Origin of the sequence: Streptomyces narbonensis, assembly GCF_014649015.1 — a bacterium.
GTDB classification, from domain to species: domain Bacteria; phylum Actinomycetota; class Actinomycetes; order Streptomycetales; family Streptomycetaceae; genus Streptomyces; species Streptomyces narbonensis.
In genome coordinates, this window is sequence record NZ_BMSF01000002.1 from 17,076 (window position 1) to 40,365 (window position 23,290).

21 protein-coding genes are annotated in these 23,290 nt (G+C 71.8%); 16 read left to right on the forward strand and 5 right to left on the reverse strand.

Going from position 1 to position 23,290, the window contains the following annotated elements:
• Positions 1-30: 30 nt before the first annotated feature.
• The 3 genes from IE124_RS03735 to IE124_RS03745 form a co-directional block, all read right to left on the reverse strand.
• Positions 31-534 (reverse strand): DUF1269 domain-containing protein, encoded by a 504-nt coding sequence (locus IE124_RS03735; RefSeq protein WP_189504825.1) that lies wholly within the window; start codon positions 532-534, stop codon positions 31-33.
• Between the two features lie 26 nt (positions 535-560).
• A complete protein-coding gene (locus tag IE124_RS03740) occupies positions 561-1,202 on the reverse strand; it encodes a hypothetical protein (RefSeq protein ID WP_189504827.1) in 642 nt (213 codons plus the stop codon).
• A 92-nt stretch (positions 1,203-1,294) separates the two neighbouring features.
• Positions 1,295-2,389 carry a baeRF3 domain-containing protein gene (locus IE124_RS03745; RefSeq protein WP_189504829.1) on the reverse strand — a complete coding sequence of 365 codons (1,095 nt, stop codon included), beginning with the start codon at positions 2,387-2,389 and terminating at the stop codon, positions 1,295-1,297.
• Positions 2,390-2,767: 378 nt separating this feature from the next.
• On the opposite strand from IE124_RS03745, the gene IE124_RS03750 reads away from it, so the two are divergent.
• The 7 genes from IE124_RS03750 (at position 2,768) to IE124_RS03775 (ending at position 12,126) form a co-directional block, all read left to right on the forward strand.
• Positions 2,768-7,135, forward strand: coding sequence for a DEAD/DEAH box helicase (locus IE124_RS03750; RefSeq protein ID WP_189504831.1), 4,368 nt, complete (start codon positions 2,768-2,770; stop codon positions 7,133-7,135).
• The gene (locus IE124_RS03755; protein WP_189504833.1) at positions 7,132-8,346 is read left to right on the forward strand and encodes a hypothetical protein; all 1,215 of its coding nucleotides are present in this window, start codon (positions 7,132-7,134) and stop codon (positions 8,344-8,346) included. The genes IE124_RS03750 and IE124_RS03755 overlap by 4 nt, the downstream gene beginning before the upstream one ends.
• A 135-nt stretch (positions 8,347-8,481) precedes the next feature.
• On the forward strand, positions 8,482-8,679 hold the full coding sequence (locus IE124_RS03760) for a hypothetical protein (RefSeq protein WP_189504835.1): 198 nt from the start codon (positions 8,482-8,484) through the stop codon (positions 8,677-8,679).
• 67 nt (positions 8,680-8,746) lie between these two features.
• Positions 8,747-9,946, forward strand: coding sequence for a hypothetical protein (locus tag IE124_RS03765; RefSeq protein ID WP_189504837.1), 1,200 nt, complete (start codon positions 8,747-8,749; stop codon positions 9,944-9,946).
• Between the two features lie 149 nt (positions 9,947-10,095).
• On the forward strand, positions 10,096-10,230 hold the full coding sequence (locus IE124_RS35280; RefSeq protein WP_268246700.1) for a hypothetical protein: 135 nt from the start codon (positions 10,096-10,098) through the stop codon (positions 10,228-10,230).
• The gene (locus IE124_RS03770; RefSeq protein WP_189504839.1) at positions 10,227-11,525 is read left to right on the forward strand and encodes an ArsB/NhaD family transporter; all 1,299 of its coding nucleotides are present in this window, start codon (positions 10,227-10,229) and stop codon (positions 11,523-11,525) included. The genes IE124_RS35280 and IE124_RS03770 overlap by 4 nt, the downstream gene beginning before the upstream one ends.
• Before the next feature lie 298 nt (positions 11,526-11,823).
• On the forward strand, positions 11,824-12,126 hold the full coding sequence (locus IE124_RS03775) for a DUF3040 domain-containing protein (protein ID WP_189504841.1): 303 nt from the start codon (positions 11,824-11,826) through the stop codon (positions 12,124-12,126).
• A gap of 39 nt (positions 12,127-12,165) precedes the next feature.
• On the opposite strand, the gene IE124_RS03780 is transcribed toward IE124_RS03775, so the two are convergent.
• Both IE124_RS03780 and IE124_RS03785 read right to left on the reverse strand, forming a co-directional pair.
• A complete protein-coding gene (locus IE124_RS03780; protein ID WP_189504843.1) occupies positions 12,166-13,452 on the reverse strand; it encodes a cation:proton antiporter in 1,287 nt (428 codons plus the stop codon).
• Between the two features lie 6 nt (positions 13,453-13,458).
• The gene (locus tag IE124_RS03785; protein WP_189504845.1) at positions 13,459-13,929 is read right to left on the reverse strand and encodes a cation:proton antiporter regulatory subunit; all 471 of its coding nucleotides are present in this window, start codon (positions 13,927-13,929) and stop codon (positions 13,459-13,461) included.
• A 317-nt stretch (positions 13,930-14,246) separates the two neighbouring features.
• On the opposite strand from IE124_RS03785, the gene IE124_RS03790 reads away from it, so the two are divergent.
• The 9 genes from IE124_RS03790 to IE124_RS03830 all read left to right on the forward strand — a co-directional run bounded on the left by IE124_RS03790 (position 14,247) and on the right by IE124_RS03830 (position 23,251).
• Complete coding sequence (locus IE124_RS03790) at positions 14,247-15,200, forward strand: sensor histidine kinase (RefSeq protein WP_189504847.1); 954 nt, start codon at positions 14,247-14,249, stop codon at positions 15,198-15,200.
• Positions 15,197-15,862, forward strand: a complete 666-nt coding sequence (locus IE124_RS03795; RefSeq protein ID WP_189504849.1) for a response regulator transcription factor — start codon at positions 15,197-15,199, stop codon at positions 15,860-15,862. The genes IE124_RS03790 and IE124_RS03795 overlap by 4 nt, the downstream gene beginning before the upstream one ends.
• Before the next feature lie 34 nt (positions 15,863-15,896).
• On the forward strand, positions 15,897-16,532 hold the full coding sequence (locus IE124_RS03800; RefSeq protein ID WP_189504850.1) for a hypothetical protein: 636 nt from the start codon (positions 15,897-15,899) through the stop codon (positions 16,530-16,532).
• Between the two features lie 540 nt (positions 16,533-17,072).
• The gene (locus IE124_RS03805; RefSeq protein ID WP_189504851.1) at positions 17,073-17,870 is read left to right on the forward strand and encodes a putative protein N(5)-glutamine methyltransferase; all 798 of its coding nucleotides are present in this window, start codon (positions 17,073-17,075) and stop codon (positions 17,868-17,870) included.
• An 85-nt stretch (positions 17,871-17,955) separates the two neighbouring features.
• Entirely contained in the window at positions 17,956-18,804 is an 849-nt protein-coding gene (locus IE124_RS03810; protein ID WP_229832111.1) for a metallophosphoesterase family protein, read from the forward strand.
• 158 nt (positions 18,805-18,962) lie between these two features.
• Positions 18,963-19,877: a dihydrodipicolinate synthase family protein gene (locus tag IE124_RS03815; protein WP_189504853.1), complete on the forward strand. Its 915-nt coding sequence runs from the start codon at positions 18,963-18,965 to the stop codon at positions 19,875-19,877.
• Between the two features lie 194 nt (positions 19,878-20,071).
• Entirely contained in the window at positions 20,072-21,076 is a 1,005-nt protein-coding gene (locus IE124_RS03820; RefSeq protein ID WP_189504854.1) for a proline racemase family protein, read from the forward strand.
• Between the two features lie 87 nt (positions 21,077-21,163).
• Positions 21,164-21,889: a GntR family transcriptional regulator gene (locus IE124_RS03825; protein WP_189504855.1), complete on the forward strand. Its 726-nt coding sequence runs from the start codon at positions 21,164-21,166 to the stop codon at positions 21,887-21,889.
• A 123-nt stretch (positions 21,890-22,012) separates the two neighbouring features.
• A complete protein-coding gene (locus IE124_RS03830; protein ID WP_189504856.1) occupies positions 22,013-23,251 on the forward strand; it encodes an aminotransferase-like domain-containing protein in 1,239 nt (412 codons plus the stop codon).
• Positions 23,252-23,290 lie beyond the last annotated feature (39 nt).

Genomic DNA, 23,290 nt, shown 5'->3' on the forward strand with positions numbered 1-23,290 from the left:
GCGCGTCGGAAGGCGCGTCAGAGCAGCGCGTCAGGCAGCGGATTCGGCGGAGCCGGCCAGCTGCTCCGCGAGCTCCCGCTCGCGCTCCTCGGAGAGCGAGGTCTTGAGCACCTCTCCGCCGAGGGGCCCCATCGCCGCGGCGAACCGGTCCTCCGTGACCTTCGTGGCCATGATCACCACCGCGTGCGAGCCCGGCCGGAGCAGCTCCTGGACCTTGTTGCGGAACTTGTTGTCGACGCCCATCTGCTGGAGCTTGCCGATCAGGCCGCCGGCGGCCGCACCCACGACGCCGATACCCGGGGTGAGGATGAGGATGCCGAAGACCATGCCCCACAGGGCGCCGGCGGTGGCCGACATGGCGATCTCCTCGGTTCTGGCCGGGGTGTCCACATGGGTCTTGCCGTCCTCGTCGACCGTCACGACGGCGAGTCCGGACAGGTCGACCACGTGGTCCTTTGCCAGCCGCTGGACCTCGGCGAACGCCTTGTCGGCGACGGCCCGGTCCTCGTAGCCGAGGACGATGAGTTCGGACATTGCGCAATCTCCTTGAGAGGGGGCTGTCAGTACCGCTGGGCCTTGGTCAGCCTCGCTGTGAGGACGGGTTCGGGCGGCTGCCGGCTGATGACCAAGGGCTGCCGGCGCTCGCCGGGAGCGAGATCCTCCTCGCCGACGAACTGGGTTTCGACGACCTCGCCCGCCGAGTCGATGAAGTCGACCTGGACGGCGTACGAGGCGGTGTCCTGCGTCTTGTTGGTGATGCTGACGACGGCGGTCGTGACGCCGTTGTCCCCGGTTCGGGGCTTGCCGGTCAGCGCCACCTCGCCCAGGGCGTTCCCCCGGCCCTGCACGTCCTTCAGGGCGTCCTCGGCCGCGCGGCGCGAGCGTTCGATCTCGGTCCCGATCGACGCCTTGCGCGACGCCTCCCTGGCGGACGCGGACGCGGCGGCCGACGAGGCGGACGCACGGGCGGACTCGACGACCGCAGAGGCCGAGGAGGCGACCGCGGAGGGCGCTGCTCCGCTGAAGGACTCGGTGATGGGAGGGGTCGGGCGTTCACTGAAGGTCGGTCCGCTCGTGTCGTCGCCGCCCGAGTCGCAGGAGACGACGGCCGTCGCGCCCAAGGCGACGAGGACGACGGCGGCGGCCGCGGTCGCGGCGCGAGAACGGACCGGGCGGCTGAGCCGCTCGGGTGACTTATTCACGGTCGTGCCTTCTCGGTAGGGGGTCAAGGTGGTCGTGCCGGGTGGTCGTGCAGGGTCCGGTCCTCTTCGGGACCGGACCCCTCGGACGCCGGTCAGTACCTCAGCACTCCGGCGATGTGGCCCTGGCCGGCCAGCGCCTCATCGGGTACGAAGCGGATCTCGGCCCCCCTCTCCAGGGCCTGCTCGACGATCTCGTCGACCATGTCGTCCCGCGCTCCGGGCTGGCCGGCGTCCGCGGGCTCCAGGTGGCCTCCCTCTTCCCGTACGACGGTCCGGTAGTGCTCCTCGACGGCCAGCAGCCGCACGCGCCCCTCCTGCACGGCCTGCCACACCTCGTCGAGCCCGCCCGCGAACTCCCTGCGGCCGCGTGCCGCTTCCAGCTCGGCGGCGATCGTGGCCGTCGAGGCCGCCTCGCGGGCCTCGCGGACCGGCTCCACGGCCTTGGCGACAGCACCGGCCGGCCCGTCGGCGAGCCCTCCGTGCTGGACCGAGACCGCGCCCGGGCCCAGCGGGCCGAGCTCCTCCAGAAGCGCGAGTGCGGCGGCCGACCCGATCACGTACAGCGGACGGGGCGCGCCGCCGAGGACGGCACGCAACCGCTCGTGCGCCTCGCGCAGGAACCGGCGGGTGGCCTCGTCCTGGAAGGTGCTGGGCAGGTCCCCGATCTGCTGCTTGCGCTCCGCGTCGGGGTCCTCAAGGCTCCGCGTGAGCGGGAAACCGTCCCCGGAGTGCTCGGCGACCTGCTCGGGACTGCCGTCCCACAGGGAGACCCGGTCGGCGGCCACCGCGACCGCCCAGTACGGCTGCTCGGCGGCCTGCGCCGCGACGAGGTTGCGGGTGAGGAAGGTGTCGGCGAGCACCACACGCTCGGGCACGGCGCGGGCTACCGACCACACGTGGTGCTCGCCCTCGGCCACGAAGATCACCAGACCGTCCTGCGCGTGGGTCGGATCGAGCTCGGCGACGGCTCGCCTCAGCCGCTCGACCATCTCCGTGCGCCGCTCGCGCGGCACGTCGGGGTCGCTCTCCAGCGCCTTCTCCGCCTGGGCCACCAGGTTGCGCAGACGCACGGGGTCCTGCGCGTTCCCCGGCTCGCGCCGGTGGGTCGGCATCAGCAGGGAGAGGGCGGGATAGGGCCGGGGCCGGCGCAGCTCGGCGAGCTGGTCCGAGGTGAGCTGGGGATCCATCGGATGCCTTCCTGGTGGTCGGGTGGTCGGGTGGTGGGGTGGGGGAGAGGGGCGTCCGTCGAGCCCGTGTGGCCCGCTCGTCCTGTCCGACGACGATGAGCTCGCCTACTGCCGCCTCCTCGGTCCGGTGCCCCTCACGACGGTCAGCTGTCGAGCGATTCCGCCAGAAAGCGCACACATGGACGAGCTTGACCCGATATGCAGGAGGGCGCGACTCGATGAGTACCTGTCCACTGCGTTTCTGGTTTGGCGGAAAAGTGCCGTAGGTCCCCCTCGCTTGTGCCAAGCTGGCGGTTCTTTCCAGCCGGGTGCGATGGGGCCGCCCCGGCAACCGGTCAGTGCGCTCGGGGGACAGCAGTGGGCAATGGCGACTGGTATGTGAACGAGGACTGGGCCGACATCCCGCTGGGCCGGGGCGGCGGGTTTCCCCGGACCGCCCGGGAGCGCTACGGCAAGGACGAGGATTGGGTCCGCCGCTGGAGCTGCTACGCCCAGATCATGAGCATCGCCGCCGAGCACTGGGGTGAGCGCGCGGACATCTACGAGGAGATGGGCGATCCGCACCTGCGGATCTACCAGGATCTGGTCTCCACCGAACTACTCGCACCTTCGCCGCGGGAGCTGGGCCGTTTCCTGTACGACTCCATCATCCAACCCGTCCTGACCGAGCTGTACGAGGACGACGAGGCACCGCCGCTCGACGGGGCCGGCCGTCAGCACCGGAACAAGTCGCGTGAGGCGATCTGCGCCTGGTACTGGGCCGTGGAATCCCACAGGTCCTGGAAAGAGGCGGCCCGGAAGTGGCAGTCGGCGATCCGGCAGCCGAGCCGCGAACTGAGCCAGCCCGAGCGGACGATCAAGGAGCGGATGTGGGCGGGCGGGCTGGCCGACCCCGAGGCCTTCCCGCCGTACTCCGCCGCCGGCCTCCGGCTGATCACGGAGCGGCTCGACGAGGCGTTACGGCAGTACCGCCGGGTGCCCGCGGTGGTGACGGACCTGCTCGACCAGCTCCTCCCGGCCTCGGTAGCCGAGAAGGTACGCAAGGGAACCGCGGAGCTGGCGCTCAGCCGCGCCCAGTACCCGCCCTCGGTGCTGGAGAACCTGGGCATCGACGAGGAGGGCCACACGGACCTGATGGCCGCCGCACTGCCCCGGCTGCTCGAATGCATCACCCAGCAGGAGTCGATGCTGCTGCTCGGCCCCACGTCCAGCGGCAAGAGCCGGGTCGGCCGGATCGCGGTGTGCCACGCGATCACCCGCGCGCGACGCCGGCACGGCCGGGCCGTCGTCCTGATGCCGACGAAGGCGCTCGTCAGTCAGGCCGTCGAGGAATGGGCCGAGTTCCTGGCGGGCACGGAGTTCGAGCACTGGCGCATCGTGCCGGGGTCCCGTGACTACCCGCACAACGACGAGGCCATCGCCCGCGGTGAGTTCGACGTCGCCGTGATCATCCCCGAGAAGCTGGCCGGTCTGATGGCGGGCGGCATGACCCTGGACGGCTGCGACCTCGTCGTCGTCGACGAGCTGCAGAACCTGGCCGACCGGGACCGCGGGCCCCGGCTGGAGATGCTGCTCACGACGATCCGCGCGAGCTACCAGATGCCGATCCTCGGGCTCTCCGCGACCCTGACCGAGGCCGCGGCCGAGGACGTGCGCGAGTGGCTGAAGATCAGTCCGCACGCCGTCGTCCGGGTGACCAGGCGCCCGGTGCCCCTCAACGTGATCGTCAGGGACGACCGGAAGGTCTCCGAGCGGCGTGCCGAGTACGACGAGCCCGAGAAGTACGCGCAGGACGTCGGCATCGTGCTGCGCCAGTGGAGAGCGGACCCCGTCCTCAAGGCGCATCTCAACACCAACACCGGGCGCCTGTACGAACGCGCCCTCGCGGTCGCCGTCGGGCTCCTCAAGGAGGACCGGCGCGACATCCGCAGCGTGCTGTGCTTCGTCGGCTCCCGGCAGGACGCCCAGAGGCTCGCGGAAGTCGCCCAGGCGCTGCTCGACCGGGACCCCGGCATGGGACGGGTCGCGCCCGCGGCCAATCCCTTCGACGGCCGCTTCGGCACCCTGGACAAGAAGGACGCGGACCTACGGCACCGCTCCTTCAACAGGTTCCCTCAGACCAGCGTGCGCGATTCGGTCGAGAAATCGCTGCGGACCGGCGTCGGCTACCACTCCGCCCGCCTCGAACAGGGCCTGCGCAGCGTGGTGGAGAAGGCCTTCCGGGACGGCCTGATCCGGCTGCTGTTCGCCACCGACACCCTCAAGCTCGGCATCAACCTGCCCGCCGACGCGGTCGTCGTCGGCTCGCTGACCACGCCGACGGGCGGCCGCAAGAGCGAAGTTCTCAACCGTGACACGGTGGCGCAGCGCCTGGGACGGGCCGGCCGCCTCGGCCTCGGCACGGGTCCGAGTCCGCGCGGTCACGGCTTCCTGGTGATTCCCCATCCGATCCCGAAGAAGAGCGCGGTGGACTTCCAGCTGGAGGAACTCCTCGGGCTGTCCGGGCGGATGAAGCCCCTCTACGAGGGCGAGCCGGAGATCGACAGGGCCTTGAGGGCGCTGGGCGACGTGGACGCCGTGTACGGGCACTACATCGACTACACCTCGGTGGGCGCGACGATCGCGTCCCAGGTGGACGACCGGTGGTTCGCCACCGAGCTGCTGCACTGGGCGGTGCAGCAGCGGTTCCCGTTCACCCGGTCGGACCTCGTCCGCAGGCTGGAGGCGCTGTACAGCGCCTCCCTGGGCGCCGTGAGGAACGCCCCGCCGCCCGACGCGGACACGGTCGTCGGCATGCTGGAGCAGGGCAGGCTGATCGGGCCCTTCCCCGGCCGCGCGAAGGACGCCGGCGACGGGCAGCCCGAGAGCTGGGTCGTCACCGGACTCGGGAGGGCGATCAGCACCTCGGGGCTGCCCTTCGCGGACGCCCGCATCGTGGAGCAACTGGTGGCCGAGGCCACGCACGGCGCCGGGGACCTGACGCTCCTGTGGATCGCGGCCCGGTCGCAGCACGTCAAGGACACCATGAGCTGGCTCTCCGTCGTGCCCGCCGCGGCCGACGACGAGCGGGAGAGGGAGCAGCGCGTCAGGGTCCTGCACCTGGCCTCGGTCCTGGTTGTGTCCGACCCCGAGGAACGACGCAGGCGCGCCTTCCAGCTCGCCGAGAGCACTTTCGTGGCGAGCCTCGGCGACCGGGACCTGATCGGCCGGGGCGTCGTGGCCGACCAGCTGCGGCAGCTGACCTCAGGGCCCGCCGAGAACCCGGGTCTCGACGACATCACGGCACTGCTGCGGGCCTGCGTGATGGTGCTGTGGATGTCCGGATGCCCGCTGCTCGACATCGCGTCGGCGATCGAGACCAACACGAGGGTCGGGAGCGCCCGGGTGCAGGGGCCGCGCGAGGTGGCCGTCCACGCCGCGGACGTCCGGAACCTCGGCGAGAACGCCAGCTACCTCTTCGACGCCGCACGCGAGCTGTCGGGCGTCCGGCCCCAGAACGCGGGCTTCCGGCGGTTCGAGGCGCTCAGCGAGGCGGTCGAGCTCGGCATGCCGAGCGTGCTGGGCCCGCTCGTCCGGCTGCCGCTGCCGACCACGCACCGCGAGCGCATCGTGCACCTCGTGCCGTACCTGCCCGCGATCACCGCCAAGGGGGTCGACCACATCGGCGACGTGGTGGACCACTACCTGGCGCGGCCCAAACGCAGGCCGAAGAACCTTCGTGACGCACAGAAGATCTACGACTTCACCCTGAGCGAGGAGGAGCGGGCCGAGATCCGTCGGATGCTCGACGCCCAGGAGCAGACACGGCGCCGCGGTCTCCGGCTGGCGCCCGCCTTCGGCCGGTTCCGGGTGCCCGGCCACACCAACTACCAGTTCGCGGAAGCGCTGGACAGGCTCTCCCGCGGCGACGCGGACGGCGCCCCCGACGAAGTCGCCACCCTGCTGGAGGCCTTCGGTCTGATGCCCGAGAAGGACCAGCTGACCGGCACGCTCACGGTGACGAGCCCACGGGACCCGGAGCTGACGCGCCGGATCGCCGTGCACACAGGCGACTTCGGGGTGCGGCAGCTCGTGGACGCCCGGGGCCGCGAGGAGATCGTGATCGCCTGCGGGGCGGTCACCGACGGGGTGCGGCGCGCCTTCCCCTCCTCCTCGCGCAACCCCGTGGTGGTGCAGCCGGCGATCCTGCTGGAGGCGTTGGGGCGGGTCATGCAGCTGGCGCACGTGGACGGGCTGATCGCGGATCCGGCGGCCGCGCCGGCGAAGGACGACTCGGCTGTCCGGCAACACCTCTCGGGAGTCGGCGGCTTCGGCGAGGCCGTGGTCGAGTCCGTGGTCAAGGTCGAGGTCGAGGACGACGTCGAGGACGACGTCGAGGACGACGTCGAGGTCGTGGCCCAGGTCGAGGGCTCGGAGATGGCGGTGGAGGTGTCGGCCGAGAGCTCCGAAGTGGAGGACGAGACCTTCGGGTGGGAATTCGAGGACGACAGGGAAGACGGGGAGCACGAGGACGACGAGGACGACGAGGACGACGAGGACGACGACGGTGGGTGGGACAACCTGTCCCCGACCGTGGGAACCGAGGAGGGCATGAGCGCGGTGGGCCACCGACTGCTGAAGCTGCTGACCGCCGCCCCGCCCGTGCTCGGGCGGAGCGAACTCAACCGGCTCGTCGCCGGACTCCGGGTCGCCGCACCGCCGGAGGACGACTCCCTTGAGCCCCTGGCCGGGGGTGAGGTCCGGTGAACCGCTTCGATCTGGGCGTCTTCGTCGACGCCCACCACCTCCTCGAAGCCGCTCCGAGGGTTCGAAGGGCCTCCGACGTGCTCGTCCGCATCGAGGCCGCCGCCGAGGAACAGTGCATGTCCTTCGGCATCGCGAACCGGCTCGTCGTCGCCGACTGCGCGGACGCGGAGGCCAGGGCCGTCGCCGAGGACTTCGGGGCCCAGGGATTCGTCATCCGGCACGTGCCCGCCGGTTCGACGGTGACGAGGGCGCACGTACTGACGGCCGAGATCATCGAGGCCGCGGTGGTCCGGGAGGAGCTGCGTACCGTCGCCGTCGTCGCGGCGGACGGCGTGCCGTTGTCCGTCGCCGACATGCTCCACCGCGCCGGCCGCGCGCTGATCGCCTGTGTGGCCGGCGGCACCCGCGACTCCGCCGCGCTGGACCGGCTGCTCACACTTGCACTCGACAGCCGCCCGCTGCAGTCGTTCGTGACCGACGCGGTGAACTCCCTACGGGAGGCGGGGCGGAGCGACGTACTGATCCCGGAGTTCGAGTCGGCGCTCCGCCGCGTGCGCCCCGGGTTCGCCCCCGCGGCGTACGGCACGACGACGAAGCAGCTGCTCCGGCAGCTGTCCGGGACCGGATTCCGGTTCGTCGAGCCGGACCGCGTCCTGATCACCCCGCAGGTCGGCACGCCAGGGTCCGAACACGCCTCGCCCGGCGCCGAACCGCGCCCGACCGTGGCCGCCGACGGATTCGTCCCCGCGCCTCGTGGGCTGCTGAGCGCCATGGCCGCCGCGGCCGCCGTGCTGCCCGCGACCACGAGCGTCGACCCCGGCTCGGTGGTGAAGGCGCTGCGTTCGGTTCTCGACCTGGCCGCCGAGCGGTCCCCTCTCCGTGAGGCCGCCGTGGGACGCGGGCTCACCATCATGGAAGTGTGCGCCGGGCTCGCGGTCGTCGCGCACCGATACCGGGCCTTGCCGTACAAGCCCTTGGAGCTCTGCCAGATGGCGGTGGACGGCACCCCGTGGACGGTGCTGAGGAACCCGGACAAGCCCGAGGACATCCGTCTCCGTCTCCGTCTTTCCGAGGACAGCGTGTCCGGGGCGTCCGAGGGCTCCGTGTCCGGCGTGTCCGGCGCGTCCGAGGACAGCGTGTCCGGGGCGTCCGAGGGCTCCGTGTCCGGCGCGTCCGGCGCGTCCGAGGACTCCGTGCCCGGCGAGACCTGACGACAACGCCCGCCCGCTGTCGGGGGATTCCCCGTGCGTTCCCCGATCCGGTCTCGTGAGCTGCTCGCGTTCCCCAACTCCCCCGTCCAGCCTGATGGCGAGCCGGAAGGGTTCCGGCGGAGACGGAGAACAGTCATGAAGAAGGGCATCTTCCGGGGGCGGGGCCGAGGCAGCGCTTCCCCGGCGGCAGGGAGCCAGGACACCGGCGGTGCGCACCCGGCACCGAGTGCTCCGGTGGACACCGGGCAACCCGACAGGGCGAGTCCGTTCCTCGTCCTCCTGAAAGCGCTCGACGTGGCGGTCCGCGTCATCGACATCGCGCTTCGCATGTGATTCGCCCTGTGGTGGGCGGCCCCCCCGGGAGGCCGCCCACCACAGGCCTGTCGAAGGAGCTGAAAGTTTGGGAGTCCACCCGTTCCTCATCGGTCCGACGCCCCTGCGGTGGCCCGCCGATCTCGTCGTCGCCGAGCTGGACCGGCTCATCGCCGCCGCGCCCGCCGACGGTCCCGGCGCGGCGGATCCCCATCTGTGGGGTCAGGAGGTCGAGCACTTCCTGCGCGAGGTGTTCCCCGCCGGCCCGGTCGAGGAATGGCAGGCCCTGTGGTCGTCGGGCTGGGAGCAGGACCACGACCACGCGGCCTCCGGCGTCGGGACGCGATGGCTCCGCGAACTGCGCAGTGCCGTCGACACCATGCCGGAGCCGCGATCCCGCCCCGCGTACTGGACACAGCGCCGCGCCGGCGACCTTCCCCGGACGCGCGGGGCCCGGGAGAGCGCTGCCGCCGTCGCCGACGCCGTCGCGGATCTCGAAGAGGCGGGCTATCTGGTCTGGGCCTTCGGGCAGGCCTGCGTGGACCGACCCGCAGCGGGCGTGCTGGGCGAGGATCCGGCCGAGGCCGTCCACAGCACGCTGGGCCGCGTCGGGCTCTGGCCGATCGCGCTGCACCACACGAGCTACACGCTGGACGACCTGGCCGACGTCATTGAGTTCCTCGCGGACCAGGTGCGCCGCCCCACCCGTTCGTACCTGCACGACTACGCGGGCTGTGGCCGGCACTTCGACGGGTTCGACGCCGTCCGCGGAGCGCAGGTGTACCGGGCGAGGATCAACGCGGTGCTGCGGTCGAGCGACCTCGGGGTGGAGCTCGGAGAGCATGGCAGGCTCGTGCAGACCACGCCGCCCGGCCTGGGAGTCCTCGTCACCGACGTCCTCGGCGGCTCCTCCGTCCATGCGGCCGACGCCGCGGAACTCGCCCACGCCGTTGTGCGGTTCCGCGCTCGTGACGCCACGGAACTGGACCGCAGGCACGCGGTCATCGCCCTGGCCGGCATCCTGGAGCGCCGCCGCGGCCTGGTGTCCGAGCACCTCCTGCAGAAGGACGCCGGCGCGCTCTTCACCATTGCCAACACCTATGGAATCCGGCACCAGAAGGCCGACCAGCGCATCGAGTACGAGCCGCAGCTGTACCTGGAGTGGGTCTTCTACCTGTATCTCGGCGTCATCCACCTGACCAACCGCATCGTCGCCGAGCAGCAGCAGCAGCAGGAGGAGCAGCAGCAGGAGGAGCAGGAGGAGCAGGAGGAGCAGGAGCAGCAGTAGTCGGCCCCCGGCTCGTGAAGATGGGTGTCGGCCCCGATGCGGCGCGTCGGCGCCGCGGGTGATGGTGGGGTTTCGGAGCACCTGCTGTTCGGGGTGGGCCTGGTGGGGCGTGGGTGCTCGCGGCAGTCGCTGCGATGGGAGCCACGCCGATGAGCACCCAGCGGCTGACCACCCGGCCGATGAGCACCCAGCGGCTGACCACCCGGCCGATGAGCACCCAGCGGCTGACCACCCCGCCCAGGGCTCCGCGTCACGCCGGTACCAGCCGGGCCGGCCCGCCATGAGTGGCACCGCCTGGGTCGCCCTGGCCGTGTTCGCGGCCGTCTACGTGCTGATCGCCACCGAGAAGGTCCACCGGGTCGCCGCGGCCCTGGGCGGTGCGGTCGTCATGCTGCTGATCGGCGCGACCAGCACGGAGCACGCCTTCTTCTCCGAGGCCGCCGGGATCGACTGGAACGTCATCTTCCTGCTACTCGGCATGATGCTGATCGTCTCGGTCCTCAAGCGCACCGGCCTCTTCGAGTTCGTCGCGATCTGGGCCGCCAAGAGGTCGCACGGCCGCCCCTACCGGCTGATGGTGCTCCTGATCCTCGCCACGGCGTTCCTCTCGGCGTGGCTGGACAACGTCACCACCGTCCTGCTGATCGCCCCCGTGACCATCGCGGTCTGCACCAAGCTCGGCGTCCCGGTCGTGCCCTACCTGATCGCCGAGGTGATGGCCTGCAACATCGGCGGCGCCGCGACCCTGATCGGCGATCCGCCCAACATCATGATCGGCTCCCGCGCCGGACTCTCCTTCAACGACTTCCTGATCCACATGGCGCCCGTCACCACGGTGCTGATCGTGGTGTTCGCGGTGCTCGCCCGGTGGATGTTCCACGGCGCCTTCTCGTACGACCCCCAGCGCGCCGCGCACGTCATGGCCATGCGCGAGCGTGACGCCATCACCGACGGCCGTCTGCTGGCCGTCAGTGGCATCGTCGTCGTGGCCGTGATGGCGGGCTTCGTCCTGCACACCACCCTGCATCTGGAGCCCGCGGTGGTGGCCGTCTCGGGTGGCCTGATCCTGCTCGCCGTCTCCCGGCTCGACGCGCGCCGGGTCGCGGCCGACGTCGAGTGGGAGACCCTCGCGTTCTTCGCCGGTCTGTTCGTGATGGTCGGCGCCATGGTGAACACGGGCATCCTCACCGACCTGGGCCAGGCCGCGGCCCGCGTGCTCGACGGCAACCTGTTCGGCGCTTCCATGGCCCTGCTGCTCGGGTCGATCGTGCCGTCCGCGCTGATCGACAACATCCCGTTCGTCGCGTCGACCGGCCCGGTCGTCTCCGAGATCGTCACCGCCTCCGGCGGCACCGGGGAGGCCCAGGTCCTGTGGTGGTCCTTCGCCCTCGGGGCCGACCTCGCCGGCAACGCCACCGTCATCGCGTCCTCCGCCAACGTCGTGACGGTGGGCATCGCCGAACGAGCCGGACACCACATCTCCTTCTGGCAGTTCAGCCGCTACGGCCTCGTCGTCACCGCCGTCACCACGGTGCTGGCCGGGGTGTACGTGTGGCTGCGCTACTTCGTACTCGCCTGACCGACGGAGAGGGAGAGGGAGGGACGAGCGAGGGAGACGAGCGAGGAAGAGAGATGCGTGAGGGAGCGAGACGAGCGAGGAAGAGAGATGCGTGAGGGAGCGAGCGAGCGAGGAGGAGAGATGCGTGAGGGAGCGAGCGAGCGAGGAGGAGAGATGCGTGAGGGAGCGAGACGAGCGAGGAGGAGAGATGCGTGAGGGAGCGAGACGAGCGAGGAAGAGAGATGCGTGAGGGAGCGAGACGAGCGAGGAGGAGAGATGCGTGAGGGAGCGAGACGCGTGAGGAGAGGAGGGCGTCGTCATGACGGGATCCGACGACGAGAGGATCGCCGACCTCGAAGCCGCTCTGTGGCACGACGATCCCCGCTTCGCCCGCGGCCTGGGCCAAGGCCGCCCCTGCCGTCCTCGCGAGTACCGGCGTGGCCGGGCCTGGCCGGTGACGGCCCTGGGCGCCCTGGCCGCCGTGGTCGCCGGAGCCCTCATCCCCAACGGGCTGGTGCTGGCGGCCGGTCTGATCGCGGCCGCGTTCGCGGTGCATCTCTTCGACGCCACCCGTCGGCGCCGCGGCCGCCACCCGGGGCCAGGCCGAGGCGAGCACCGCTGACGCGGGCGGCCTCAGCCTCCGTCCTGCCGTGCCCTCGTCCTACGCGCGCCCCACCGGGTCCGGGTCCTGGGCAGGGTCCGGGTCCTGGTCCTGGGCCTGGTCCCCTTCCTTGAGCTCCTCCGGAGAAGGCGCCAGGGAAGGCACCGCGGCCGGGAGCGGGCCCGACGGGGCGCGCCGGCCGGTGATCCAGGTGGCCACGGGTTCGGTGTAGCGGGCGGTGAGCGGTCCGATCACCACGAGGATCAGGACGTACGCGGTGGCGAGCGGGCCCATGGCGGGTTCGATGCCGGCGCTGACGGCGAGGCCGGCGATGACGATGGAGAACTCGCCGCGGGCCACGAGCGTGCCGCCGGCGCGCCAGCGGCCCTTGACCCCGACCCCGGCGCGCTTCGCCGCCCAGTAGCCGGTGGCGATCTTCGTACCCGCCGTGGCCAGGGCGAGAGCGAGCGCCGGGAGCAGGACCGGCGGGATGCTGGCGGGGTCGGTGTGCAGGCCGAAGAAGACGAAGAACACCGCGGCGAAAAGGTCGCGCAGCGGGCTGAGCAGGGTGTGCGTGCCCTCGGCCACCTCACCGGACAGCGCGATGCCGACGAGGAACGCGCCGACGGCGGCGGAGACCTGGAGCTGCTGGGCGATACCCGCGACGAGCAGCGTCAGGCCGAGGACCACGAGGAGGAGCTTCTCGGGGTCGTCGCTGGAGACGAAACGGGAGATGTGGCGCCCGTAGCGCACGGCGACGAAGAGGACCGCTCCGGCGACGCCGAGGGCGATGGCCAGGGTCGCGCTGCCGGCGGCGAAGCTGACGCCGGCGAGGAGGGCGGTGACGATCGGGAGATAGACGGCCATCGCGAGGTCCTCGAGGACCAGGATGCTGAGGATGACCGGGGTCTCGCGGTTACCGACCCGCCCCAGGTCACCCATCACCTTGGCGATCACCCCGGAGGAGGAGATCCAGGTGACCCCGGCCAGGACGACGGCGGCGACCGGGCCCCAGCCCATGAGCAGGGCGGCGACCGCCCCGGGCACGGCGTTCAGGCCGAAGTCGACGAGACCGGCCGGGTACTGCGTCTTGAGATTGGAGACCAGATCGGTGGCCGTGTACTCCAGGCCCAGCATCAGCAGCAGGAGGATGACGCCGATCTCGGCGCCGATCGCCACGAACTCCTCGCTCGCGCCCATCGGCAGCAGCCCGCCCGTGCCGAACGCGAGCCCGGCCAGCAGGTAGAGGGGTATCGGGGAGAACTTGAAGCGGCCGGCGAGCCTGCCCAGCAGTCCCAGGCCGAGGATGATCGCACCGAACTCGATCAGGAAGACAGCGGAGTGCACAGGCGATCACTCCCGTCCGAGTATCGCCGCGGCGGCGTCGACACCCTCGCGGGTGCCGATGACGATGAGGGTGTCCCCGCCCGCCAGGCGGAATCCCGGCGCGGGGGAGGGGCGGGCCTCGGCCCGGCGCAGTACCGCCACGATCGAGACGCCGGTCTCCGTACGCATCCGGGTCTCACCGAGCACCCGGCCGTTCCAGTACGAGTGCGGTGACAGCTCGATCCGCTCGGCCACCAGGCCGAGATCGGTGGTGTGCAGCAGGCTCGGGCTGTGGTGCGCGGGCATCAGCGCGTCGATCAGCGAGGTCGTCTCCGCTCCGGTCAGGTGCAGCGACTGGGCGCAGGCGTCCGGGTCGTCGGTCCGGTAGACGTTCACCGTCCGCGTCCCGTCGCGGTGCGCGACCACGGACAGATGGCGGCGCTCGCGGGTGGTCAGGTCGTACTGCACCCCGATCCCTGGCAGTGGTGTGGTGCTCATCCGTGAAGCCGGCACAGCCGTCCCCCTTTTGTGTTCGTCTGGGTTAGTTTGGGTGGTGTTCGGTTTTCGGTGTTCGTGTTCGCTGTTCGGCGCTCGTTCGGGTTCGTTCCTACGAGGTGCCGTCGCGGTGAACGGCCGAGCTCAGGCGCGACGGAAGGCGCCGCCCGGCGGGCTCATCGTGCCACTTTCCGTGTGTCCGAAATATGGGTGTCGGCACGGATGGACGGCCGCCTTCCGTCGACGTGAGGATGGAGGCGGGACGGCCGCGAGGTCATGACGGATGCTGGGAGAGACCGGCTGGAAAGGTGTATGTGGCCGTGTCGCTGTACTGGCGGATCTTCCTCCTGAACACCGGCGTCCTGGCACTCGCGGTGGCTCTGCTCCTCGGCCCGGTCACGGTCTCCACCCCGGTCCTCTTCGGCGAGGCCCTCGTCCTCCTCGGCGGACTGGTCGCGATGCTGGTCGTCAACGCGGTGCTCCTCAGGGTCGGACTGGCACCGCTCGCCCGGCTGAACCGGGCCATGGCCACCGCCGACCTCCTCAAGCCCGGGGCCCGCCCGGCCGTCACCGGAGATGGCGAGGTCGCCGCTCTCACCCAGACCTTCAACGCGATGCTCGACCGCCTCGAAGCCGAACGGGCCACCAGCAGCGGCCGGGTGCTCACCGCCCTGGAGGCCGAACGCCAGCGCATCGCCCAGGAGCTCCACGACGAGATCGGCCAGACCCTCACCGCCGTCCTCCTCCAGCTCAAGCACGCCGCCGACCGCGCACCCGAACCGCTCCGCACCGACCTGCACCAGGCCCAGGAGACCACCCGCGCCAGCCTCGACGAGATCCGCCGCATCGCCCGCCGGCTGCGCCCGGGCGTCCTGGAGGAACTCGGCCTGCACAGCGCCCTGCGCTCCCTGGCCGCCGAGTTCACCACCCCGCGCCTGAGCGTCACCGCCCACATCACCCCCGGCCTGCCCCACCTCGACGGGGCCACCGAACTGGTCCTCTACCGCGTCGCCCAGGAAGGCCTGACGAACGCCGCCCGCCACTCCGGCGCCACGCGCGTCGAGGTGCACCTGCGGTCCCTGCCCGGCGGCGGCACCGGACTGCTCGTCCGCGACAACGGACACGGCCTCGGGGAAGCGCCCGAGGGCGCCGGCATCCGGGGGATGCGCGAGCGCGCCCTGCTGATCGGCGCCGAACTCCTCGTCGGTGCAGGCCCGCAGGGCGGCACCCAGGTCCGACTCGACATCGCCGACACGACGAAGGCCACGCGATGACCCAGCCCACCGCGGGACCCGCCCGCATCCTGCTCGCCGACGACCACACCCTCGTACGCCGCGGTGTACGGCTCATCCTCGACTCCGAACCCGACCTGACCGTCGTCGCCGAGGCCGCCGACGGAGCGGAGGCCGTCGCCCAGGCCCGCAGCCTCGATCTCGACCTCGCCGTCCTCGACATCGCCATGCCCCGTCAGACCGGCCTCCAGGCCGCCCGCGAACTGGCCCGCATCCGGCCGGGCCTGCGGATCCTGATGCTGACCATGTACGACAACGAGCAGTACTTCTTCGAGGCCCTGCGCGCCGGAGCCTCCGGCTACGTGCTCAAGTCCGTCGCCGACCGCGACCTCGTCGAGGCCTGCCGCGCCGCGCTGCGCGACGAGCCGTTCATCTACCCCGGTGCGGAGACCACCCTCGTCCGCACCTATCTCGACAGCGCCCGCTCGGGCGGCCCGATCCCGGACCGGCCCATCACCGAGCGCGAGGAGGAGATCCTCAAACTCGTCGCGGAAGGCCACAGCTCCAAGGAGATCGGCGACCTCCTCGTCATCAGCCCCAAGACCGTGGAACGTCACCGGGCCAACCTGCTCCAGAAGCTCGGCCTGCGCGACCGCCTCGAACTCACCCGCTACGCGATCCGCGTCGGCCTCATCGAGCCGTGACCGGGGCCGGGGACCAGGACCCCGGCCCAGGCCCTTGACCCCGGCCCCGTCCGCCTCCCCTGACGCCGACACCGCCGCACCCGCCCTGGTGGCCGCCGTGGTCGCCGGAACCAGCAAGGTCCTCCAGGCTGACGGACTGCTCTTCCGGGCGAGCGAACGGACCCCGCGGCAACGCCGCGAGGCCGCGACGACCCCCCTGTGCACGCTGGCCCTGCTGTCCTCGCCCACGGACGATCCGGTGGGAGCCGACGGTTCCGACCGCAGCGGACCGGCGGGACCCCAACTCCTGCCCTCCGCCATGGACATCGCGCACTCCGCCCAGCGCGACGCCGTCGTCCTGGAGGCCGTACCGAACACGGCCCGCCCCGAGCGGCGCGAGAGGCGGATCGGCACGGCCGGCCTCCCGGTGATGGAGCTCTTCTCCCGACGGGTCCGCTGGGCGCTGGCCGCCTTCACCGCGGCCGTCCTCGCCATCGCCGTCACTTCCTGGATCACCACCGGCGACCCACCCGCCCACGCCGCCTATGTCACCCTCCTGGACCTCTTCTCCATCAACGACCCCGCCGTCGGCGACCCCACCGAACGCCAGCTCCTCCAGCTCTTCACCGGGCGCGCGCCCTCCTCGCCCCCACCAGCTCCCTGGCCGCCCCCGCCCTCGCGAGCGCCATGATGGGACGCCAGATCCTCGGCGCGCTGCCCGTCGAGCGCCGGGTGCTGCTCTTCGCCGCGCTGGACGTGGCGGGCCTCCCCCGTCTCCAGGGCCGCACCGTCGCCGAGGCCACCCGGCCCGGCCGCTGGCGAGCCCTCGCCCTCGACACGGCGGCGCCCGCCGACCGGCGTCCCGATCTGCGCGCCACGCGCCTCGACGGCCGGGCCCACGACAGCGGTCTCCTCTTCGACCTCCACCCCGGCCACGTCCTCGGTCCCGAGGACCGAGTGGTCATCGCGGCCACCCGCCAGGGCCGGCCGAACAGCTCGGCGACGGGCCCTGACCGCAACTGGTGGAAGCGAAGGGTGAGATGGGTCCGTCGGATAATGTGGACGTCCGTCGTTGATCTCTGTTGCCGTGGTCGTGGCTGTGACGGTCCCGTTCGCGGTCGCAGTCTCCGTTCCGGTTCCGGTTCCGGTTCCGGTTCCGGTTCCGGTTCCGGTTCCTGTACCCGTACCCGTACCCGTTCTCGTCGCCGTTGCAGTTGCTCGAAAGGCCTCCATGTCGATCCCTTCGCTCGACCACTCCGCATCCGTCATCGTCACCCGGCTCCGGACCGCCGGGTGCGTCTTCGCCGAGGACGAGGCGGAGATGATCATGGCCGCTGCCGGTGACGCCGCCGAGCTGGAGAAGATGGTCGAGCGTCGCGTCGTCGGGCTGCCGCTGGAGCACGTCGTCGGATACGCGGAGTTCCGCGGCCTGCGGATCGAGGTCGACGCCGAGGTCTTCGTACCCCGGCGGCGCACGGAGGCACTCGTCCAGCAGGCGGCGGAGCTCGCTCCGGAGCGGGCGGTCGTCGTCGACATGTGCTGCGGCTCCGGCGCGCTGGGCGTCGCGCTCGCCGCGGCCCTGGGCGAGGTCGAGCTGCATTCCGCGGACGTCCACCCGGCCGCCGTCCGCTGCGCCCGGCGCAACGTGACCCCGGCCGGCGGCGAGGTCTACGAGGGCGACCTCTTCGAGCCGCTGCCCGCCGGGCTGAAGGGCCGCGTGGACGTCCTGCTGTCCAACGTCCCGTACGTGCCCACCGTGGAGATCGAGCTGCTGCCGTCCGAGGCCCGCGACCACGAGGCGCGCGTGGCGCTCGACGGGGGAGTGGACGGCCTGGAGATCCTGCGGCGCGTCGTCGCCGAGGCCGGCGAGTGGCTGGCCCCGGGCGGCGTCCTGCTGTTCGAGACGAGCGAGCGGCAGGCCGGCGAGGCCGTGGCCGCGGTCTCCGCCGCCGGGCTCGTCGCCCGGGTGGCCACTGACGACGAGCTGGACGCCACCGTGATCATCGCGAGTCGCCCCGACGCCGCCTGAGCGGACACCGCCGGAGAGGGCGCTGTCCCAGAGAGAGAGGTCATCCGTGACGCCGTCCGTGACGCCGCCGTCCGTGAACTTATCCGTGGAAGACGATCCCTCCGATCGTCGGCCGCAGCTCCTCGCCATCAGCGACCTGCACGTCTCCCACGAGGAGAACAAGCGGATCGTCGAGGAGCTCCGCCCGGCCTCGGACGGCGACTGGCTGATCGTGGCCGGCGACGTGGGGGAGATGTCCGAGCAGATCACCTGGGCGCTCCGGACGCTCAGCGAGCGCTTCGCCCGGGTGATCTGGAGCCCGGGCAACCACGAGCTGTGGACGCCGAACGAGGACCCCGTCCAGCTGCGGGGCGTCGAGCGGTACGAGTACCTGGTCGACGTCTGCCGCGACCTGGGCGTGCTCACCCCCGAGGACCCGTACGCCCTGTGGGAGGGCGACGGCGGGCCCGTCCGCGTCGCGCCCCTCTTCCTCCTGTACGACTACACCTTCCGCACGCCGACCGCCGCGAACAAGGCGCAGTCGCTGGAGCAGGCCTACGAGGCGGGGGTGGTGTGCACCGACGAGTTCTTCCTGCACCCCGACCCGTACGCGGGCCGCGAGGACTGGTGCGCGGCCCGGGTGGCCCTCACCGAGCGGCGCCTCGCGGAGTGCGACCCCGACGTCCCGCTCGTCCTGGTCAACCACTGGCCCCTGCTCCGCGAACCGACCAGGATCCTGCACTACCAGGAGTTCGCCCAGTGGTGCGGGACGGAGCGCACGGCGGACTGGCACCGCCGGTTCAACACCGCGGTGGCGGTCTACGGCCATCTGCACATCCCTCGGACCACCTGGCACGACGGCGTGCGCTTCGAGGAGGTGTCGGTCGGCTACCCGAGGGAGTGGAAGCGCCCCGGTCACCCCAGGAACGTGCCGCGCCCGGTCCTCGTCCCGTGAACGAGCGCGCCTTCCCGTAGGGGCGGCGCGCCCGCCCACGGAAGTCGTTCCGCCGCGGAATCCGGTCCGCCACGGAAGTCGTTCAATCCTGGAACTCACCCCTTGTGGCGATACCGACGATCGGTAAAATGTCACACACCATACAAGGGAGTTCCTACATGGCCCACGAGCATGCCCCGGCGCACCGTGCCCACCCCTGGCACGGCATCATGGTCGCCACTGCCCTCCCCCTGCGCGACGACCGTTCCGTCGACCTCGACGCGTACGCGGAGCACGTGGCCTGGCTGATCGCCAACGGGTGTGACGGGGTCGTCCCGAACGGCTCTCTCGGCGAGTACCAGACCCTGACCGACGAGGAGCGCGGCCAGGTCGTCCGTACCGCCGTCGAGGCGGCGGGCGACGGGGCGCGCGTCATGCCCGGCGTCTCCGCGTACGGGAGTGCCGAGTCGCGCCGCTGGGCCGAGCAGGCCGCCGAGGCCGGGGCGGAGTCGGTCCTGCTCCTGCCGCCGAACTCCTACCGCGCGGACGAGCGGGCCGTACGCGCCCACTACGCCGAGGTCGCCGCCGTCGGCCTGCCCGTCGTCGCGTACAACAACCCGCTCGACACCAAGGTCGACCTCACCCCCGACCTGCTCGCGCGCCTGCACGGCGACGGCAGCATCGTCGCCGTCAAGGAGTTCAGCGGCGACGTCCGCAGGGCATACGAGATCGCCGAACTCGCTCCCGAACTGGACCTCCTGATCGGCGCCGACGACGTCCTCCTGGAGCTGGCGCTCGCCGGTGCGGTCGGCTGGATCGCCGGCTACCCGAACGCTCTGCCCCGCAGCTGCGCCACGCTCTACCGGGCCGCCGTGGCCGGCGACCTCTCCGTCGCGCTCCCGCTGTACAAGTCGCTCCACCCGCTCCTGCGCTGGGACTCCAAGGTCGAGTTCGTCCAGGCGATCAAGCTCTCCATGGACCTCGCCGGACGCCACGGCGGAGCGACCCGGCCGCCCCGCGCGCCGCTGACGCCCGAGCAGGACGCCGTCGTGCGCGCCGCCACAGAGAAGGCCCTCGCCGAGGGCCACGGGTGAGCCCCCGAGCCCCGGGCCCGCGAGCTCCCGGGCTCCGGGGCTCCGGGGCTCCGGGGCTCCGGGGCTCTCGAGCCTCTGTGCTCCCGAGCTCCCGGGTCCGCCTCGCTCCGGTCCACCCGCAACCACCCATGGCAACCCGTAACCACCTATAACTTCCTCCCTCCCTCCCCCTCCCTCCCTCCGAAAGGGACCCCATGCGTACGCGCCATGTCTTCCATGCCGTCGACTCGCACACCGAGGGCATGCCCACGCGCGTCATCACCGGTGGCGTCGGGGTCATCCCCGGTGCCACGATGGCCGAGCGCCGGCTGCACTTCATCGAGCACATGGACCACCTCCGTACGCTCCTCATGTTCGAGCCGCGCGGTCACGCCGCAATGAGCGGCGCGATCCTGCAGCCGCCCACCCGGCCGGACGCGGACTACGGCGTGCTGTACATCGAGGTGTCCGGGCTGCTCCCGATGTGCGGGCACGGCACCATCGGGGTCGCGACCGTGCTCGTCGAGACCGGGATGGTGCCGGTCGTCGAACCGGTCACCACCGTCCGCCTCGACACCCCGGCCGGGCTCGTCAGCGTCGACGTGCAGGTCGAGGACGGCGCCGCGAAGGCGGTCACGCTCACCAACGTGCCCGCGTTCTCCGTCGGGCTCGACCTCAAGACGGAGGTGCCCGGGTACGGCACCGTCACCTATGACCTCGCCTACGGCGGAAACTTCTACGCCTTCGTCGAACTCGACTCCCTGGGCCTGCCGTTCGACCGCGACCGCAAGGACGACCTCCTCGCAGCCGGCCTCGCCATCATGGACTCGATCAACTCCGGCCCCGACCGCCCCGTCCACCCCCTGGACCCCGCCTTCGCCGGAGTGAAGCACGTCTATCTGGCCGCGCCCGGCTCGGACGCGACCCGCTCGCGGCACGCGATGGCCATCCACCCCGGCTGGTTCGACCGCTCGCCCTGCGGCACCGGGACCAGCGCTCGCATGGCCCAGCTCCACGCCCGCGGCGAGCTCCCGCTCGACACCGACTTCGTCAACGAGTCCTTCATCGGTACGGAGTTCACGGGCCGGCTCGTCGGCGAGACCGAGGTGGGCGGCGTGCCCGCGGTCGTTCCCACAGTGACCGGCCGCGCCTGGATCACCGGCACCGCGCAGTACTTCCTCGACCCCGCCGATCCCTTCCCCGCCGGATTCCTCCTCTGACCTGCGCTGCGGGGCCCGCCCCGTACGGACCGGCAGGGAAACGTGACATTGTACGATGCTCCTCCGTGACTTCTCGGAGGGCGCACGATGGGTGACCTGAAACAGTACGGCCTCGTGAGGGCGCAGGAGCGGCTCCGCGACCAGGTAGGGCACGCCCTCCGGGCCGCCCTCATAGCGGGCGAACTCCGCCCCGGCCAGGTCTACTCGGCCCCCGGGCTCGCCGCCGACCTCGGTGTCTCGGCGACCCCGGTCCGTGAGGCGATGCTCGACCTGGCCCGCGAGGGTCTGGTCGAGCCCGTACGCAACAAGGGCTTCCGCATCACCGAGGTCAGCGAGCGCGACCTCGACCAGTTCACCGAACTGCGGACCCTCATCGAGGTCCCCACCATCGGCCGCGTCACGCGCAAGGCCACCAAGGAGGAGCTGGAGGAACTCCGGCCGGTTGCCGAGGAGATCGTCTCCCGCGCCGGGGAGCACGACCTCATCGGCTATCTGGAGGCCGACCGCCGCTTCCATCTCGCCCTGCTCGCCCTGTCCGGAAACGATCGCCTCGTCGAGACGGTCGGAGACCTCCGCAAGCGCTCCCGTCTCTACGGCCTCACCGGCCTGGACGAGGCGGGCAAGCTCGTCTCCTCCGCCGAGGAGCACCTCGAACTCCTCGACCTGATGCTGGCCGGTGACGCCCAGGGCGCCGAGGAGTGCATGCGCCGCCACCTCGGACATGTCCGCTCCCTCTGGGCCGACGCCCACGACGAACCGGCCGGGCAGGCGGCGGCCGGGCAGGCGATGGCGGGGCAGCCGACGGCCGTCTGAACGGGGTCGGTGTGTGGCGTGATCCCGCCCGTCGACGGACATGCGGGAGAACGCCAACTCGGCTTCTCCCAGAGGGATTCCGCGAAGTCTGGACAGTCGGCGGACGATCTATATGCTGACGCCATGCATTCCGCCGCCTCGACGCCCGCGAACGCCGCCACCCCCCTCCCTTCCCCCGGCCAGGCCGTACCCGCCCCCGCCTTCGCCTCCCGGCTGGCCGGAGTCGCGTCGTCGCCGGTACGGGACATCCTGGCGCTCACCGCGCGCCCCGAGGTGATCTCCTTCGCCGGTGGACTGCCCGCCCCCGAGCTGTTCGACATCGCGGGGATCCGGGCGGCGTACGACCGCGTCCTGGCCGAAATACCGCGCCAGGCCCTCCAGTACTCGACCACCGAGGGCGACCCGGAGCTGCGCACCGCCGTCGCGGACCGGCTCACGGACCGCGGCCTGCCCACGGACGCCGACGACCTGCTGATCACCACCGGCTCGCAGCAGGCCCTCACCCTCCTCACGACGGCCCTCGTCGAACCGGGCAGCGTGGTCCTCGTCGAGGACCCCTGCTACCTCGCGGCCCTCCAGACCTTCGCCTTCGCCGGTGCCCGGGTCGTCCCCGTACCCACCGACGACCAGGGCATCATCCCCGCCGCGCTCGAAGAGATCGCGGCACGCGAGAAGGCCACCCTCCTCTACGTCATCCCCACCTTCCAGAACCCCACGGGCCGTACGCTCCCCGCCGAGCGCCGCGCCGCCGTCGCCGAGGCCTCCGCGCGGCACGGGTTCTGGATCGTCGAGGACGACCCGTACGGCGAACTCCGCTACGACGGCGAGCGCGTCCTCCCCATCGCCGCCGACCCCACGGCCGCCGACCGGACCGTCCTGCTCGGCTCCTTCTCCAAGGTGATGGCCCCCGGGCTCCGGCTCGGTTTCCTGCGCGCCCCCGCCCGGCTGCGCCGCGCGTGCGTCATCGCGAAGCAGGCCGCCGACCTGCACACCTCCTCCATCGACCAGGCGGCGGCCGCGCGCTATCTGCGCGACAGCGACCTCGACGCGCACGTCGCGGGGATGCGGGCCGCGTACCAGGAGCGCAGGGACGCCATGCTCGAAGGCCTGCCGGCCGCACTGCCCGAGGGCAGCCGCTGGAACCGGCCCGAGGGCGGCATGTTCATCTGGGTCAACCTCCCCGACGGCCACGACGCGACGGCCCTCCTGAGGACCGCCATCGGACACGAGGTGGCGTACGTGCCGGGGGCGCCGTTCTTCTCGGGCGAGCCGGACCCCGGCTCGGTGCGGCTGTCGTTCACCACGCACTCGGCCGAGGAGATCGGGGAGGGCCTGCGCAGACTGGCGAAGACCTTCGCCTGAGCACCGCCCGCTTCCCGGCAGGCCATGACCTCGTGTCGT